Origin of the sequence: Bacillus sp. FSL R5-0431, from assembly GCF_038002985.1 — a bacterium.
GTDB lineage: Bacteria > Bacillota > Bacilli > Bacillales > Bacillaceae > Bacillus.
The window spans coordinates 2,453,694-2,469,878 of the sequence record NZ_JBBOOG010000001.1; the positions used below are offsets into that span (position 1 = coordinate 2,453,694).

General features: G+C 40.3%; 16 protein-coding genes. 3 read left to right on the forward strand and 13 right to left on the reverse strand.

Annotation, left to right across the window (positions count from 1 at the left end; genetic code table 11):
• The first annotated feature begins 110 nt into the window (after positions 1–110).
• The 3 genes from MKZ03_RS12520 to MKZ03_RS12530 all read left to right on the forward strand — a co-directional run bounded on the left by MKZ03_RS12520 (position 111) and on the right by MKZ03_RS12530 (position 1,835).
• The gene (locus MKZ03_RS12520) at positions 111–941 is read left to right on the forward strand and encodes a hypothetical protein (RefSeq protein ID WP_341031975.1); all 831 of its coding nucleotides are present in this window, start codon (positions 111–113) and stop codon (positions 939–941) included.
• Between the two features lie 68 nt (positions 942–1,009).
• Entirely contained in the window at positions 1,010–1,201 is a 192-nt protein-coding gene (locus MKZ03_RS12525) for a hypothetical protein (protein ID WP_267542829.1), read from the forward strand.
• A 142-nt stretch (positions 1,202–1,343) separates the two neighbouring features.
• Complete coding sequence (locus tag MKZ03_RS12530) at positions 1,344–1,835, forward strand: hypothetical protein (protein ID WP_323648211.1); 492 nt, start codon at positions 1,344–1,346, stop codon at positions 1,833–1,835.
• A 273-nt stretch (positions 1,836–2,108) separates the two neighbouring features.
• Here MKZ03_RS12530 and MKZ03_RS12535 read toward each other — a convergent pair whose 3' ends face one another.
• The 13 genes from MKZ03_RS12535 to MKZ03_RS12595 all read right to left on the reverse strand — a co-directional run bounded on the left by MKZ03_RS12535 (position 2,109) and on the right by MKZ03_RS12595 (position 16,183).
• Complete coding sequence (locus tag MKZ03_RS12535; RefSeq protein WP_341031979.1) at positions 2,109–2,918, reverse strand: N-acetylmuramoyl-L-alanine amidase; 810 nt, start codon at positions 2,916–2,918, stop codon at positions 2,109–2,111.
• Positions 2,919–2,964: 46 nt separating this feature from the next.
• Positions 2,965–3,387: a phage holin family protein gene (locus tag MKZ03_RS12540; protein WP_341031981.1), complete on the reverse strand. Its 423-nt coding sequence runs from the start codon at positions 3,385–3,387 to the stop codon at positions 2,965–2,967.
• 43 nt (positions 3,388–3,430) lie between these two features.
• Positions 3,431–3,610, reverse strand: coding sequence for an XkdX family protein (locus MKZ03_RS12545; RefSeq protein WP_341031983.1), 180 nt, complete (start codon positions 3,608–3,610; stop codon positions 3,431–3,433).
• The gene (locus tag MKZ03_RS12550) at positions 3,607–3,891 is read right to left on the reverse strand and encodes a hypothetical protein (protein WP_341031985.1); all 285 of its coding nucleotides are present in this window, start codon (positions 3,889–3,891) and stop codon (positions 3,607–3,609) included. The genes MKZ03_RS12545 and MKZ03_RS12550 overlap by 4 nt, the downstream gene beginning before the upstream one ends.
• 14 nt (positions 3,892–3,905) lie before the next feature.
• Positions 3,906–5,186 carry a phage baseplate upper protein gene (locus tag MKZ03_RS12555; RefSeq protein WP_341031987.1) on the reverse strand — a complete coding sequence of 427 codons (1,281 nt, stop codon included), beginning with the start codon at positions 5,184–5,186 and terminating at the stop codon, positions 3,906–3,908.
• Positions 5,187–5,201: 15 nt separating this feature from the next.
• A complete protein-coding gene (locus MKZ03_RS12560; RefSeq protein WP_341031989.1) occupies positions 5,202–7,076 on the reverse strand; it encodes a right-handed parallel beta-helix repeat-containing protein in 1,875 nt (624 codons plus the stop codon).
• 37 nt (positions 7,077–7,113) lie between these two features.
• On the reverse strand, positions 7,114–8,865 hold the full coding sequence (locus MKZ03_RS12565; RefSeq protein WP_341031991.1) for a phage tail protein: 1,752 nt from the start codon (positions 8,863–8,865) through the stop codon (positions 7,114–7,116).
• Between the two features lie 11 nt (positions 8,866–8,876).
• A complete protein-coding gene (locus tag MKZ03_RS12570) occupies positions 8,877–9,713 on the reverse strand; it encodes a phage tail domain-containing protein (RefSeq protein ID WP_341031993.1) in 837 nt (278 codons plus the stop codon).
• Positions 9,714–14,159: a phage tail tape measure protein gene (locus MKZ03_RS12575; RefSeq protein WP_341031994.1), complete on the reverse strand. Its 4,446-nt coding sequence runs from the start codon at positions 14,157–14,159 to the stop codon at positions 9,714–9,716.
• A 206-nt stretch (positions 14,160–14,365) separates the two neighbouring features.
• Entirely contained in the window at positions 14,366–14,710 is a 345-nt protein-coding gene (gene gpG, locus MKZ03_RS12580; RefSeq protein ID WP_137055688.1) for a phage tail assembly chaperone G, read from the reverse strand.
• Positions 14,711–14,766: 56 nt separating this feature from the next.
• On the reverse strand, positions 14,767–15,381 hold the full coding sequence (locus MKZ03_RS12585; RefSeq protein WP_306010988.1) for a major tail protein: 615 nt from the start codon (positions 15,379–15,381) through the stop codon (positions 14,767–14,769).
• Between the two features lie 2 nt (positions 15,382–15,383).
• Positions 15,384–15,782, reverse strand: coding sequence for a tail completion protein gp17 (gene gp17, locus MKZ03_RS12590; protein ID WP_306010989.1), 399 nt, complete (start codon positions 15,780–15,782; stop codon positions 15,384–15,386).
• A complete protein-coding gene (locus MKZ03_RS12595) occupies positions 15,779–16,183 on the reverse strand; it encodes an HK97-gp10 family putative phage morphogenesis protein (RefSeq protein WP_341031998.1) in 405 nt (134 codons plus the stop codon). The genes gp17 and MKZ03_RS12595 overlap by 4 nt, the downstream gene beginning before the upstream one ends.
• Positions 16,184–16,185 lie beyond the last annotated feature (2 nt).

The following is a 16,185-nucleotide window of genomic DNA, read 5'->3' on the forward strand; positions in this document are numbered from 1 at the left end:
ATAAATTATAACATCCTGAATGATGAATTCGTTAAAAAGGATTCATAAAACCCAGCATTGTTATATAATGGTTATTGACTTAAAAGAGCGCCATTCTTAGGGGGAAGAAAATGGGGATTTTCATTTCAATATTTGCCGGTTTAATGATTTTAGGAATTTGTGTTGGACTTATTCTATTAATTTTCTCGAAATCTAGGAAAGTAGGAAAAGGCGTTTTTATTACTTGTCTTCTTATATTGTTATCAATATCATTTTTGAATTCATTTGTTTGGAAATATGAAAGTTCCGAAATATCATCAATAACTCCTGAAAAATATAATCAATTAAAGGAAGGTATGACTCCTAAAGAAGTTAAAAAAATTATTGGTGGTTCCCCTAGATCAGAAGAAATTGAAGAAGATAATTATTTCATTTGGGAATACGCGGGGGAAAAAGGAATTGAAAATGATGCCTCGGCAGACTTAATATTTGAAGATGATCGACTAAGTTCTAAATTTGAAAGTGGTTTGCTGACAAAACACAATGAAACAGATTCCGAAGAAACATACGAGTCAGAAGCAGCAGATGAAGAAGACGAATTAGAATCTTTGAAAAGTGATGCTGAATATGAAATTGAATCTATTGTAGAAGATAATTACACTACTGCTTCAATTGAAAAAATTGAAATTAATGAAGATATGGGTTCGGGTGAGCCGAATAAATTTATTGCTCTTGTTCACTTGTCATTTGATGCAAAGAATTCTGCTCAAACATCTTATAATATGACAGAAATGTATAGTGAAGATTTAGCAGCTAAGATAGGTTCGGATAATAACTCGATTTCACAGTTATCCGTATTCTGGAAAGTGCCATACATAAGTGATAAGAGCGCAGCCAAATTCTCCTACGAACGATCAGGGAATAACATGATAATTAAAAGTAAATCAACTATTTTGAAATAGTCCTTCAACTTGAAGGGCTATTTATTTCCGCTTATAATCGAACGTATATTCTATTCAGGAGGTGCTTTATGACTGACCTTGAAAGAAAGTTATATCGAATCATCTATAATATGAGCCGATTTCGCAAGAACCCTACAATAGAAGACCTTAAAATAAAAACAGGCAGAGATGAGCCTACGATCCGTAAGGCGGTTCGAAACTTAGTTTCTCGCAAAGAGTTAACGTGGGATAAGGAAAAAAGAGAATGGCGGTTTAAATAAGAACATTTCACAGTCTCGTCACAAATGACGGGACTTTTAATTAGTCTATTTTTACCATTTTTATAAAAAGTATGGAAAATAAAGCCTGTTAATTGTTACCATACGGGTGTAGGACAATACTTTTAGGGGGAGGATGTTTAGTATGAACGGTTTATTGCGCAAGCTCAATGTAAAACTTACACTTGTATTAACACTTATTGTGACTCTTGGAATCACATCTGCTTTTGGTCAGGCATCAGCCAAAGAACAATGGGACCCTCAAAAGCAACAAAGAATTGCACAGGCTATTTTCGAAGCTGCTGCATACAATGAAGTAGATAAAACTTTTTCCTTTGATGAATCCAAAGTTATCAATGCTGGCTTACCAAAGGATATTTCATTAGAGATCAAAAATCATTTAGAATCATTGGCCGGAACTGATGCTGAAAAAGTGTATCAAGATCAATTAGCTGCACAGCAAAAAGGTGAAGTGACAACTATGGTTGCTCCGCTAGTGATATGGGCGGCCAAAGTATTGGCTGGCGCAGGTCTAGCATGGTTAGGTAAAAAGCTTTTAGATATGGGCGGCCATGAATTTTGCAAACGTTACAAGAACGAAAATAAAACAACTAAGTATGTTTGCAAATTCCTTTAATTTTTGAAAGGAAGTGGTTTAATTGAGAAAAACAAATTGGTTTCTGTCTGTGTTTATAACTGCTTTAATCTCCTTTGTAATTCAATCGGGATTAAGTAAATTCGGCGTGATTAACATGTCAAATATTTGGGCAGATTTGGTCAGTTGGATAGTAATATTCTTTGTCGTATTCATTGGCGTTGAAGCGTCTTTTAGAACGATCAATAAAATGAGACATCGAACCGAATAAAGACAAACAAAAAAAGCCCCTCCAATAAGGAAGGGCTTTTCTCTTTACTTCTGTTTAACTTCAATATATTTAGTTGCAGCAGTGATATAAAGACCTGATTTAAGCTTATACATTTTTGACCCGTTGACTGTAACGGCCTTATCAATCGTAAATGCTTCACCAGGTTTCACCTTTTTGTGCTTTGCTGACCAATTCGGCTTATCATAGACCCATAGCCACCCGTCGGCATTCGGCTTCACCACGGCCATTTTAACGCCTTTTGGCGCTGGTTTATTAGTTGGCTTTGTTTTATTTGAAGAAGACACCTTTTTTAAACCAACAGCTGCAGCAATTCCTTCCGCGTGCCCCTCGGCCAAAGCATCGAGGAATGAATCTTGTTTCAGCAGCGCAGCATCTTTTTCCCGATCAATAAAAAGGTTCTCTGTCAAAATTGCTGGCATTTTTGTCTCTCGCAATACTGCAAGATTTTCAGACTTTTTCCCGCGGTCTGATGTTTTTGCTTTGATCTTGTTATAAATAGAATCATGTACGATCTTTTGCTGCTTGCCAGTGCTGGATGCTGCTGATAATTTATCGAAACGATACGTCTCAAAGCCTGTGCCGCCAGCTGCATTGATATGGATAGAAGCAAAATAATCAGCGCCCCAATTATTTGCTAGTCTTGCTCTTTGTGATAAATCAATATAAACGTCAGTTGATCGTGTGAGCTTAACTGTTGCTCCATACACTTTTTCGAGGATCGTTTTAGTTTTCTTTGCGATCTTTAATACAAGGTCTTTTTCTTTTAATCCGTTTGCTACTGCGCCGGGATCGTGCCCGCCGTGTCCCGGATCAATCATAATTTTCTTTGTCATGTTCATCTACTCCTTAATTTGTTTTTATATAGAAAAAAGCCGCCGATTACTCAGCAGCTTTCTTTTCCTCTTCTTCTTCTTTTTGGCTGTCGTTTTCAATGACGTGAAGACGGTCTGTAATAGAAGCCGGAATTTTAACGCCGATCTGTGCAAGGTTTTCTGTGATAGAAAGTCCTTCATTTGCAATATAGAAAAGCACTGTCCCGAAGGTCAGCACCCCGTTAAGTCCCATGATCTGATCAATAATATTGGCTACAATCACCACAACAAAACTAAGCATTTTCCGCACGTAACCGAACCATGCTGTTCGACTCCGTAGTTTGCCAACTTTCCACGCTTTGATGATGCCAGTTAAGATGTCAATGATGCTTAGCAGCAAGAGCAAGTCCAGAAATTTCACTCCGCCGAATAGATATGTTCTTGCAAGATCCAAAGTTTCAAAGTTTATAAACACTATCGTTTCCTCCATTTCTTTAATCACCTCCTTTCGAAGGCAAAATAAAAAGCACCTGTTAAGATGCTGTTGAACCTAAATCCACTGAGACAGCAGGCTTATCGAACCTCAATCCTGTTATCTCTTCAAATTCTGTTTTAGTTATAACTTTCAATGAAACGTATTCTCTCATAATCTCAGGCGTATAAACGCCCCAATCCCAAAATACTTTAATGTCGGCCGCCGTCGGGTAGATCATGACGACCCACCCCTCTGTATCTGTGATACCTGCAATGTGAGTAAAGCCATTTGTTTTTTAAGTGTGGGTATATCATTGGACAAAGGGGATTTAGGTTGCAAGCCTTCTATATACTCTTTGGATGCTGATTCACTCCACACTTTCTTTTTTCCGTTATACATTGGAAGGTATAACCCCTCTTCCGGACGTACACTCGTAGCATTCTTTGGCAACTCGTCATATTCACTTATTACATCTTCACCTGTATACATAAAGTTTTCGTCATAATAATATATGTGCATGTCCCTTCCCTCCTTTACCACAATGGAATTGACTCGTTTATCTCAACTCTCGACACTTTTGAATTATCGTTCGCGTTGAGACCATTGAACTTGAGTGATCCGTCTTTCTCAAGCGTCAAACGTGCCGATCCGTACGATCCAACCGTAGCACCCAAAAATGCAGTTTCTCCTGACGGTTTTTGAGCAAAACGGGCAATCACTGTATCATTTGCCGGAATACCTTCAAAAGAACCACGTATACGTAATTCATTTTGACGTATGGAGAATTGGAGAGGATTTCCCGCAAATTGTTTTACTGTTCCAGCGACTAACGTTACTTGGTTCCATGTGCTGCTTAAATCTTTTTCGGTTAGCAATCGGTTCCAACCACTCCATACGTTATCGTTAAGGTAATTTGTATATATGTTGTTGGCGTAATCTGTAGCATACACCCATCCAAACGTACCCTTTCCATTTGTCGCATCTGTTATGTGGAAGAAACCTCTGAAAGAACGGTTGTTAGGTAAATCTTTTGATTTTGCTATTGCGTAAAAAGAGCCCATCCCTAGACCTTTATCAATCACGGCATCCAATATGCTAACTGATGTGTCTTTAATTGAAATCAACGGCAAGCCCATATCGGTCGTGATTTTCTTTTGTTGAAAACCCGCCACAAGGTCTTTCACCTTTTTCACAGCTGTATCTGCTTTATCTTGAGCGCCGGCGGGCGTCTCTGCGTAATTCACCGTATATTTTTTAGCTGTTGCAAGCGCTTCTGCTACTTTAGCTTTTGCGCCCTCTTTTGTTTCGATCTTTTCCAAGTCCTCGAACTTGGCCTTCAATTCATCAATCGTTAGTATCGCTTCATCATACAGCTCATTTATCTTTGCTCTTAATGCCTCGAACTCGTCCACATAGTATTCTGTAATTGGGACGATATCTTGATCAATGAGAGACTTCGTAATGTTAAAAGAGAATTGATGCACGGACATAGATTGATCATTTGCATAATACAAATTCAGCTCAGCTTGTACTATTCCGTAGTGCTTGATCTCTTCATCTGTCAAAACGTACTCGGCGTGACCGTTCACTCTATCAACTATCGTTACGTCTCGAATGAATCGGCTGCCGTCGGCCATAACTAATACAAGTTTTCCTGTGACAGCTGCCAGAGGCAAAGGTACGCCATCTTTCGTGAGTTTGAATATGAGCCTTGCTGTCTGACGGTCCTGCGTCCAAAAATTTATGCTGGTTGATACACTTGAACTGGTATATGCGTTTACATCAAAATCAAGTGGACCGTTCTTATGAATCATTTGTTATCACCTCACTCAAATTACATTTTCTATTGACTTAATAGGATCAACGCTGTTATCTTTCAAGCTGCCTTCTGCGCCAGCTCCTTTGAGTCTATTTCCAAAATGCTGAATCCTTGAACACTTGCTAGTCAAATACATCGCGTATCTGCATTTTTTCCCTCGCACTTTGTTGAATCTTGCTGCTGAATCTGTGACTCCATCCATGAAGATAATTCCGTAATACGGGTTTGATGAAGAAGTCCTTTTACCAGCATTCTGAATATCGCTGAAATCAACGTTTATGTCCTCTGAATCTCCTGAAACAGAAATCCCCGAATAGCCAACTTCTCGTAAGGTTGTGTTAGTGACATCAATGTTCTTGCACCCTAATTCTACGCGTACACCGTTCCCCTCGATGTCTCGTCCAACGCTTGATTCGACTGTGCCATTACTGCAGCGAGTTAAGAGCACCCCATGATGCTTGATGTCTCTAAATTGATTGCGAGACACCAAAAAGCCATCCACATCTGATAAATGGATAGCATGCTTGACCTTTACGCCATTGATTTTATTGTCGGAAACATCCACGTCGTCAATTTTTTGAATCCCTTTACGGCCATATACTTGAATGGCATGACGCACTTTGATATTGGTGAAAGTGTTATCTTTGACAGAAAGACGTTTTACTTTGTTAACCCTGTTCGTAGGATTGCCATTTGCGTCTTGCGTGTAGACTGATTCCACTCTTGGAATCATTAACCTTACGCCGGATGCACAATTTTTAAATCGGTTTCGGCTTATTAAAACGTCTTCCCATTTGTTCCCTGAAATTGCGTACTCGGTCGTATCTTCAAAATCGTTGTTTTCGATACGAATATCAGAATACCAAAAGCCATCAGTGCTGGTGTGAGAATCTATCCCCCGCGCATATCCTCCTAAATTCTCGGATCTGCTAAAATAGCAGTCTCGAATAGTGACATGCTTGCTGACGGTTTGGTCATAAGCTCCAAATGCGCCGAAGTTGCCCGCCGATCTCATTAAGTCCAACTGAATTGCAGCAGAAAACCATCTGTCGCCCTTATAATCAGCGAAACCTTTAAACCATACATTCTCTATTAATACGTGTTTATTACCTGCACAGTCAAAGGCATGGCCGCCGCACACATCTTTGATCGTGATGTCACGGATGATGATACGCTCAGCATGAGCGAACCCCAGGGCAGAACATTGCTCTTTGATCTCTCCTCCTGCGCTATCCAGTACACCTTGTCCATCAATCAGTATGTTTCCGTGGCCGTTATAACCTTTTGTCTGATCTTCTTTATCCCCGTTCACGATCATAGAACCTACAAAGCCGCGTCTAATAATTGCGCCAGCTTGTAAGGTTAAGTGAGTATTTTTATAGATGCGTGCAGTCTCCATTAGTTTGTATTGTCCTTGAGGAACAACAATGTGCACAGGATATAATTTTGCAAGGCTTAGCGCCGCCTTAAAGCCCGCTGTGAAGCTCCCGTATTTCTTGATGAATTTTTTGAGATTGAGAGAAACTGCAGAATCTTCAATTTCTTGCTCGAGAATTTGAAAGTCATAATCAAGACGATCTTTTGCAGTGGGATGAATAGTTGCATCTCTAGCGACACGAATATCAACGACTTCCTTTACGTCTTTTCCATCGTGATTTAATACTAGATTGATTATCCTTGACCACATGTTATCTATTCGATTGGCAACTGAAAATAGCCCATGTTTGATTTGATTAGACGTATGAGCTACATCGCTTGTTTTATGTCGTTTCAAGTCATCTGCATTCTGATTCAAATGAGTTTCTATAGACTGCATATCCTCTCGCAGCTGCTCTGCGTATTTCGAGTTTCGTCTAGTGTCATAGTCCTTTCTAAGCCTCACCATGTTCTCACTCTCCTTTTTTGGCAAAAATAAAAAGACCCTATCTAAGCGTCTTGAGCATGTCGTTTATATATCGTTGTAAATTTTTCATTTTCTTCACTTGATCTACATTAATACGCTGAATGTCCTTGCGGAAGTTCGCAAATGTTATCGTTGGGCTGCTATACGGATTGAGAGGGTTATGCTGAAATGATACGACCCTAAGATCATCCTCAAAGGTTATTCCATCTGCAGTATCCGCAATAACATGGATTGTGTCACCTAACCAAAAATCTTGTTCAATTTCAAGCAATTTAGGTTCATAGATTTTTTGGAATTCTACTTCCACAGTCATTTCTGGGTAAGGGTTAACATGCTTCTTTAACGCAGAAATAATGCTGCTAGATTTTTTGTACCTCTCGTCTTTAATTGGCTCCGCCCAACGTGGTTTACCTTCAATGAGAAATTTATCTTCATCGGGATGAATGTAAAGAACTGGCTCAAAAACATACTCAGGCTCTTTCTCTTCATCTTTTTTCACTTCTTTTTCATCTTCTGTTGTTTTGCCATCACCTTTTGATTCAGAATCGGAATCTGTTTCTTTTTGTGCGCCGTATCCCCACGCACGAGTGGTACAATTTTGGGAATCTGTCGTAATAGTAATACCCGGCATGTTATAACGACTATCAAGCACAAAGTCTATTTCTTGTCCCATCTTTTTGTAAACATGGATTTTGTAATTATCTACGTCTAACTCTATGTCATAATCTTCAATGATTTCATCCATAAGCTCTGTAGAATTTTTTTCACCGAAGTTTTCTTGTTCCGCAGAAGAAATTTCACCATCTTTTGCATGAATGACATATTTGAAATCAGTTCCTTTGAGGGCAATATCTAGCGCTTCTTTAATGCTTAACTTCTTAGAAACTGTTTTTTCAATTCTGTTATTAATCAACAGGACCGTGAAGATGTGCGAAGCTGTAACCGTTTTTGTCAGCATTCCATTTTCTTGATGAAGACTCACGTTGGTAATGTAGTATTTTTGATGATTATATTTCTTTTCATCAAGGTATAAAATGTTATCCACTACTAACAATTCAAACTCTGCAGCATTTTCCTGTGTACGAACTAACGAGAATGTAAACGTTTTTTTACCTGTTGTATCAACTGTGAAATCAACAGACGCACCTGTGATTTCTATGACTTCCTTTCCATCCTTACTTGAAACATGCAGCTGCGGGAAATCCACATCGGATGGTAAATTTTGATTAAGTGGCATGTCTTTCCCGTCGTATTCCTTGCTTGGATACTCAGGTTCAGTTGGTGTTTCTGGTTCACTCGGCTCTTCTGGTAGATCATCCACATTATCATATTGTGTGAGTTTGTAAGTGAAGATTATGCTGTTTAATTTCGTTGCATAGTTGATGTCAGTGGCGTAACCACCTTTAGCAACAGCAGCTGTAGCTTTTTGGTAGTCTTTTTCACCGACCACATCTTTATAACGAATCAAACGTGTGTATAGACTTCCAAGATCAGCTAAGCTCTCTGCGTAAGATGGATATTTTCTAAACTTAGCTTGTATCCTCGTGACATTCCCTTTTTTGTCTTGTTCACTCGTCCACATGAGAACATATTTACCGTTATATGTGCCTTTAATTCCAAATAAATTATTTGCTTGTTTAGAAAGACCACTCGTCCCGAAACCACTTTCTAAGCACCCTTGAGCGATGACAAGACTTGCAAGAACGTTGTATTTTTTGTAAACCTTTTGCGCTCCCGGTGCCAGTTTTTTGATAAAATCAGCCGCAGCCATGTCATCCCTCCTTATGCATAGTAGAACCTTGTGTCAAAAACAATTTCAATGTCACTTGCGTTCTGTATTTCAAAATCGTTTCGGCCGATATCAAGTGAGGGGAGCCTGCCAGATGTCTTTAGACGTTTTTTATTTGCGACGGTGTATTGTTTGATAAAAGAAACTTCCCTTGATTTAGTTAATTCATCTTCAATTTTCAAACGCTCTCCTGTCGTATGATTGATGATGGTTACACCTTTTCCTTTAGCTTTCAACGTCACTTGGTAATCATGACGCAATGGGTTGATTCTAAAGTCTCCAATGTTATAGATGCTGAACGTTTTTTTGTTCTTGAATGAATACTCTAGGTCGTCACGCATCTCGATATTCATTCCGGGACTCCACCGTTCCCCCTCAAATGTTTGACGATTTAATGATGTGCTTTTTGATTCAGCAGCACCCAAAACATCCGTAAATTCTACTGTAAACACAACATGATTCTTTTCTTTTTCCTTTGGAACTGAAAAATTCCCATCACAAGTCACCAAGAAGCGCCTGTTTGGGAATAAATCGCAAGCAATATAGTATGGGTACGGTTTAACTAATAAAGCATAAAGCTCGCTTCTGTAGCTGTAAAAATTCTCAGCTATTATAGAGTTCATATATATTTCAAGCTGAATCTGTCTTTCTTTGTACTTCACGTCCCTCGGGTGTTGCGGCAGTACAATACCATTAATTCGTGGTAATGACACTGTCTCAAATTCAACAATTGGTGAGGCAGGTGTCATGCTCAATGGATGAAAATGAGGAAGCAAGTCATTTAGACTTTGCTCACCCAATCCATTGTTAAAATCAATATATAATTCCATCTACCTCACCCCACTCATAAATGCTTGTTTTCTAAAACGTTCACCTGTCGTTTGATCTAGCTTTCGACCATCCATGTAGTTGTTACTGTCTTTGGAGATTAATTGTTCAAAGCCTTTTTGCATCATCATTAATCCTTGGGACAGCAGGTCTATTTGTTGAGCCATAAGACCAATTTGCTTGTTTTGGTTTTCAATCATCTGTCTCATGTCAGATCCGTCTTGCTGCCTGCTCTGAGGCTTTTCTCCTTTGTTACTAATGCGATCAAGCATCTGTAAAGCCGTGGAGATCATACCATCCCCAAAACTAGGCACTCCAAGCTCTTTGCCGAGATTAGAATACAACTGCAAAGAGCGTTTACGATACTTAGGCTCAGTAGTGATAGCATATTCGCGCCAGCCGTTTTCCCCTAATTGAGCGATCTGATGATTGTCAATGACACCACCAGATGCATAACCGATGTAAGAGCCACCGCGCGCCATAGATTTTAATCCCGGATGGTTATAGATGCCGCCATAACGCTTGTTTAGATAGTTAATCGCGGCAACGATTTGATGTACTGGATGTTTGATGTTTCCATATCCGGGCTTTTTGTATGCAGCAAATGTGCTTGGTATAAATTGCATAAGCCCTTGTGATGGATGTCCCGCCTTCCAGTTACTATCCCACCTGTTAACTAATGTCGGGTTTCCGCTTGATTCCTTCATCGCAATGGTTTCTAACGCTTTTGCATAGGATGGAGAAATTCCAGTGATGCTGATGGCTTGTGCAACCCACTTTTTGACTGCAGCACTACCCCCTACACCTTTGAATGATCCTCCACCTCCTCCAAAATCACCTAATGATTTTGTTAAAAATCCTAAAGCGCCTTTTTGAATTGTCTTTAAAATACCTGTTCCAAGTCCGTCTATCCCTTTACCAGTTTTAAACGGGATGAGACCTCCAAATATATTGCTGATAATTTTCTTTGGGCCAGCCATCACAAGGTCAAAGATATCTGATCCGAAATCTTTCACCTTACCGACTACTTCACCAGCTTTTTTAACGCCCTTTTTAAAGAAATCACCAACACCGCCAGCGTAACCCGGCAACCCCTGCGAAGTTATTTTTTTAGTCTGGTCATGTGGCAAAACCGATGTTCCGCGCGGCAAATCCCAAATTTGAGGACCACCAACACCGACCATATATGTTCCAATACCCGGAGTATGAGCAAGCTCATATCCTTCCTCACCAACCAGCGCGCGACCGCCCGGATGGTAGTCAGTACCTTTGGCATATGCCTTACCGGGTGCAACATTCATCGCCTTTTTCTTCCCGTTGTGTCCGCTTGGTTTCCACTCAGGGATTGTCGGTATATTCATAAATTCTAAAACCTTATTGATACCACCAGTAATGGTATTGACGACACCAGCTAAATCCACAAGGAATGTATCCCAAGCGCCTAGCACTTCACCTGTCTCCCAATTGACTTGTTCGATATGTCCATCTGCTTGTTTCTTTGCTTCTTTCACTACGCCTCTATGACTTTTTTTAGCTTCTTTAATTGTTTTGTCTCGCTGATCTTTTGCAGCTTTAACTGTCGCAGCGTGCTCTTTATCAGTAATATTTTTTTTGATGTAAAACTGGTCATCTGCTTCTTTAATAACTGCGTCTGCTTGTTTTTTGGCGTTGCTAATAACCTTGTCTTTGGCATCTTTACTATGTTTCACTGTGGCAGCTGCTTGTTTGGCCGACAAAGTAGACGATTCTGATTTTAACTTTTTAGAAATGAGCGTTTGCTCATCCTTGCTTTTTGTAAGAGCCGTTTCCACTTCTTTACTCATCTTTTTGGTGATGTCTTTGACCTCATCCCATTCTTTTTGGGTGAGCGATCGATGTTCTTTTGCTGCTTTGTTATATATTTTTTTGACTCGGCTCTCGTAATTTTCTATTTGCTTCTGCTTCTTTTCATTTCCTGTTTTGATTTTATTGAGGATGTTTTCCTCATCTTTCTTTTTAAGTGAATTATTCTTTGAATAGAAATCTCCTAAAACGTCAAGAGACTTGTCAGCACTATCTTGATAGCCTTTTTTTATGGTGTCAGCCATTTTTGAGAATCGTTTATTCATGTTGTCAGCTAGTTTATCCGTTATCTTAGTTTGATTGAGATAAAGGCTATTTAATTTAGCATTGGCTTTTGTCTCCATATCCGAATAAGCATTTACAGCTTTAGAAGTGGATTCAGATACTTTATCGCCAAAGTCTATTGTTGCTGGTAAGACACGTTTTTGCAGGTTGTCATAATATTTAAACCCTGCTTCGCCTAGAAGCGTGACTCCTGTTATTAACATGCCTACAGGACCACCAAGCACAGATAAGCCGCCTCTAAGCAAACTCACAACGCCTGCGCCTTTTTTAAGAATGTTAAACAGGCCAAAACCGCCCTTTGCAAGTTTCATAAAACCGCCTGCACTTTTCACGGCGTTTACCCCAGTCATAACAATACCTTTACCGAATTTGAGTATCTCAGGAAGAAAAGAGAGCGCAAGACCGCCAATCATACCCATTGGCCCACCAAACATCATTAAACCGCCGCCTGCAATCCGAGATGCGCCGCCAAGTCCACGCATTGTCCTTGATGTTCTTGTGGCCGTTTGGTTTAGACGTCCCATACGAGTAGTCGCTAGACCTGTGTTTTGTTGTAAACGACCCATACGAGTAGACATAACGGCCGTTGATGCTGCAGCTGTGTTAATACCTGTTGCCGCAGTTCGTGAAGCTACCCCCGCAGCAGTCACTTGTGTCGTGTATACTCCTAGACTTGTTGATGACCCTCTGACAGTGCCTGTCAGATACGTCCCAGCAGTTCTAAGCACTCTCCAGCCTTCTGCCATTCTAGGAATGGCACTCAACAACAATAATGAAGCCCCACCTAAAAGACTGAAAGCTGTAATGGCAGCACCAGTAACAGCAATTGTTTGCATAACAGAAGAAGGCAGGTGATCAAACCAGTTAACGATTTTTGTTAAACCATCTGTAGTGGCGCGGATCACTGGAATAAACTGATTACCCAAAGAAATGACTGCGTTATTTGCCGCAGAACGCAGGTACTCCATTGACCCCGCAAGGTTGTCCATTTGACCTTTTGCCACTTTTTCAGCTACACCGCCACTGTTTTCAATTTGCTTAGTAAACTTGTCGATCTTATCACCGCCTGCATGAAGCAAAGTGATAAAACCAGATAAGGCATGTTGACCAGCCAATTGTTTTGCGATTCGGATTTTCTCGGTTTCTGTATAATTTTTCGTTTTATCATTGATCTGATCAATGATATTTGACAATGGTCGCATACGGCCACTGGCATCAGTAACACTAAGCCCAAGTTCATGTATCGCGTTACCTGCTGGCTTCGGAGGTGCCGCAAGCCTTGTTAATGTGGATCGTAATGCAGTACCTGCCATATCTGCTTTGATTCCACTGTTCGCCATGATACCCGTTGCGGCCGCTAACTCTTCCATGCTGACACCTGCAGTTTTTGCAGCTGGTCCCGCATACTTCATCGTTTGACCAATCTGTTGAAGCGTAGCGTTTGAGTTGGTGAACGTGTAGGTCATGGCGTCCGCCACACGGTTTGTATCTTCTGCAGCAATATGGAATTCTGTGAGGATGTCAGATACAATATCCGCTGTTACACCTAAATCTGTTTGCCCTGCTGCCGCAGTAGCAAGCAAGCCCGGCATGGCACCGATAATGTTATTTGTCTTATAACCAGCCATTGCAAGGTACTGCATTCCTTCGGCAACTTGTCCGTCTGTAAATTGTGTCGTAGCCCCCAAATGACGCGCCGTTTCTGTAAGACGGCCCATCTCGTCATTCGATGCATTCGCCACAGCACCGACCCTGCTCATCGCCTTTTCAAAGTCTGCTGCCACTTTAACTGCGCCGCCAATTGCGACGGTGCCTGCTACACCGATACCTGTTAATGCCTTCCCTGCCATTCCCGCAGCAGAGTAGACAGATTGCAACTCTTCTGATACTTCCCCAGCGTTCTTCTTAAAAACAGAAAAAACACCAGCTGCTTTATTGCCGGTGCTTTGCAAATGCTCAAATTCTTTAGATACCTGCCGAAGCTCTTTTTCTAGCTTCTGGTGTACAGCGATGGATTCGTTGAGTTTTCGAGCGTGAATTTGTGTTTCTCTTTTATCACGCCCTTTTTCTCTTACCAATTGTTCATAACGTTTTCGGTGCTCTTCTACTACTTTACCCTGAATACGATATTTATTGTTAAGTCCATCAACTTTGGCTTGCAATTCTTTTGCTCGATTGCCGGTATTCTTATAAATTTCAGTAGCTGCTTTAAATTCAGAATTAGCAAGACGCATTTGCCTTTGAAGACCTGTTATACCTCTGTTAAAACCTGAGTCATCCAGATTGACCTTGGCGACCATATTGCCGATTGCTTGAGTCATTTATGTACCACCCCGCTTCCCTGACGTAGATTTCAAGACTTAGAATATTTGATCAATCGTTACTTCATTTGTTTTGCTTGATTCAGCGTTCAATTCTAAGAAATGAAAAATATCCATTTGATCAATTTCATGCATCTTCCAGCCTTGCTCTAGTAAAGTGGTATAGATTTTATTTAATTGATCTTTTCCGTTTTTTAAAGGCTCATCTACGCCTTCATGTCGGGCAAAAAATCTTTTTCTTCCTGTGTTTCTGCTGATTTAAAGCCCATGATCTCCATCATGATTTTTCTAACTGCATCTGCAATTTCAAAGGATTGGAAGCCTTCTTGAAACTGATCGAAAGTAAATTGATTCTGAAAGACACGTACAATGAATTTAATTCGTTCATTCAGACTTTTAACAAGTTCTTTCGCATTATCCGCACCCGCTGCTTTTTCATCTAACTCAAATGCCTCATAAAGTGTTTTTGCGTTTGTTCTTGGCGCAATAAACGTTTTGTGTTTTTTCTCTTCTTCGAACCAAATAGAGATAGAAATTTGTTTTTGAGTCATAGTGACTCCCCCTTGTTTTTTATTTCCCAATGAAAAAAGAGAGCTTTTCAGCCCTCTTAAGCACCTTTTCCAATATCAACGCTGCTGCCGTTTTCTGCTTTATCATCTTTGTATGCATCACCGAAAACCGACTTATAAAATGCATCAAGATTAAAGTTTTCAGCATCTTCATCTGTGACCACTTTAAAAAGATCGTCCTGCTCACGGTCAACAAATTCCGCAGATAGTTTAATGGTTTGGAAATCTGTCTTATCTTCTTTTGTCTTCCACTCATCGCCTGGAAGAGAAAAACGCCCTTTTACTAAACCAACATGACGAGACTTCCCGTTTGCTTTTGGACCTTCAAACGTCATTGCGACCCATGGTGGGGTAATGTTCTTTTTGAACAAGTACAACCCGTTTTTGTCCTGTTCGATTCCTAGCAGCTTCGCAAGAATTTCCATAGGAAGATCCCGCATTTCAATTTCTAGCTTTGTAGAACCAGTTGAAACCACTAAATCGACCAGTTTGTTATCTGCGTACTGCTTCTCGGTTGATGTCTCAGTTTCCACCTTCATATTGATTGCATATTCATATTTTAAAATTTCAGTAGGCACAAAGAATTTACCTTTCTTTTGCAATGGTGCAAACTGAACATTTTCCAAACCAGTTACTGAACTGTACTCAGCCATAGTTAGCCTCCTAGTATTATATTTTTTTCAAAACGATACCCTTTTCTGATCAATCTCTCTTTCTCTAAAAAGTCATTGATGGGTATAGATGGCACAAAATCTAAACGCTCCATCACATCACCGATTACAGCCATGATAGATTGTGGATCGGTATTGTGATAAACATCAATTTGATAAGTTGCACTATCTTGTATGGGCCTGTTATCAGCCCATTTGATTGGCCTGTAGTTGATTTCTTGCAGCACAACATACGGCGGACTCGACTCTGTACCCTCTGGCACTGCAAGTTCATAGATATCACCTTTGTCTATTAAAGACAAAAGCGCTGGATCATTCTCCAACGCTTCAAAAATGGCATTCTTGCAAGTATCTGCACGCCTTATTAAGTTTTGATTGTTCATAGTTTGCTCAGCGCCTGTCGATATTTATCTGCTACTCTTCGAATAGCCTCGTCCCATTTTGCTTCTACAGTACGCGTAAAGAATTTTTGTGCAGGCTGATGTAAGGTACCGAATTCAGGAAAATGAATTCTCCATTGTGTGTCCTTACGTGACTTGGATTTCGGCCAACCAACCGCCACATATTTCAATCCGTCACCATCAGTGCGAAGCCGAGTAATATCAAGATCATCTTGCATATGTTTTTGGCCTTTGTCGGATCTTGGTGTGTTTGGATGAAGTTCATCTTTTATCACGGTTGCGCCAGCTGTAAGAGCTTCTTTATGCATCTTGCTGACCTTTCTTTGCATGTTGCCAATGGCGTTTTCTAATTCATCTAAACCTTCAATTTGAAGATTAAACATTA

Bases quoted from the DNA above. Each gene is read 5' to 3' on its own strand.
- MKZ03_RS12530 (WP_323648211.1), top strand. From the start codon at position 1,344: ATGAACGGTTTATTGCGCAAGCTCAATGTAAAACTTACACTTGTATTA.
- gp17 (WP_306010989.1), bottom strand. From the start codon at position 15,782: ATGAACAATCAAAACTTAATAAGGCGTGCAGATACTTGCAAGAATGCC.
- gpG (WP_137055688.1), bottom strand. From the start codon at position 14,710: ATGACTCAAAAACAAATTTCTATCTCTATTTGGTTCGAAGAAGAGAAA.
- MKZ03_RS12555 (WP_341031987.1), bottom strand. From the start codon at position 5,186: ATGATTCATAAGAACGGTCCACTTGATTTTGATGTAAACGCATATACC.
- MKZ03_RS12565 (WP_341031991.1), bottom strand. From the start codon at position 8,865: ATGGCTGCGGCTGATTTTATCAAAAAACTGGCACCGGGAGCGCAAAAG.
- MKZ03_RS12570 (WP_341031993.1), bottom strand. From the start codon at position 9,713: ATGGAATTATATATTGATTTTAACAATGGATTGGGTGAGCAAAGTCTA.
- MKZ03_RS12520 (WP_341031975.1), top strand. From the start codon at position 111: ATGGGGATTTTCATTTCAATATTTGCCGGTTTAATGATTTTAGGAATT.
- MKZ03_RS12535 (WP_341031979.1), bottom strand. From the start codon at position 2,918: ATGACAAAGAAAATTATGATTGATCCGGGACACGGCGGGCACGATCCC.
- MKZ03_RS12525 (WP_267542829.1), top strand. From the start codon at position 1,010: ATGACTGACCTTGAAAGAAAGTTATATCGAATCATCTATAATATGAGC.
- MKZ03_RS12595 (WP_341031998.1), bottom strand. From the start codon at position 16,183: ATGTTTAATCTTCAAATTGAAGGTTTAGATGAATTAGAAAACGCCATT.
- MKZ03_RS12575 (WP_341031994.1), bottom strand. From the start codon at position 14,159: ATGACTCAAGCAATCGGCAATATGGTCGCCAAGGTCAATCTGGATGAC.
- MKZ03_RS12540 (WP_341031981.1), bottom strand. From the start codon at position 3,387: ATGGAGGAAACGATAGTGTTTATAAACTTTGAAACTTTGGATCTTGCA.
- MKZ03_RS12550 (WP_341031985.1), bottom strand. From the start codon at position 3,891: ATGCACATATATTATTATGACGAAAACTTTATGTATACAGGTGAAGAT.
- MKZ03_RS12560 (WP_341031989.1), bottom strand. From the start codon at position 7,076: ATGGTGAGGCTTAGAAAGGACTATGACACTAGACGAAACTCGAAATAC.
- MKZ03_RS12545 (WP_341031983.1), bottom strand. From the start codon at position 3,610: ATGATCTACCCGACGGCGGCCGACATTAAAGTATTTTGGGATTGGGGC.
- MKZ03_RS12585 (WP_306010988.1), bottom strand. From the start codon at position 15,381: ATGGCTGAGTACAGTTCAGTAACTGGTTTGGAAAATGTTCAGTTTGCA.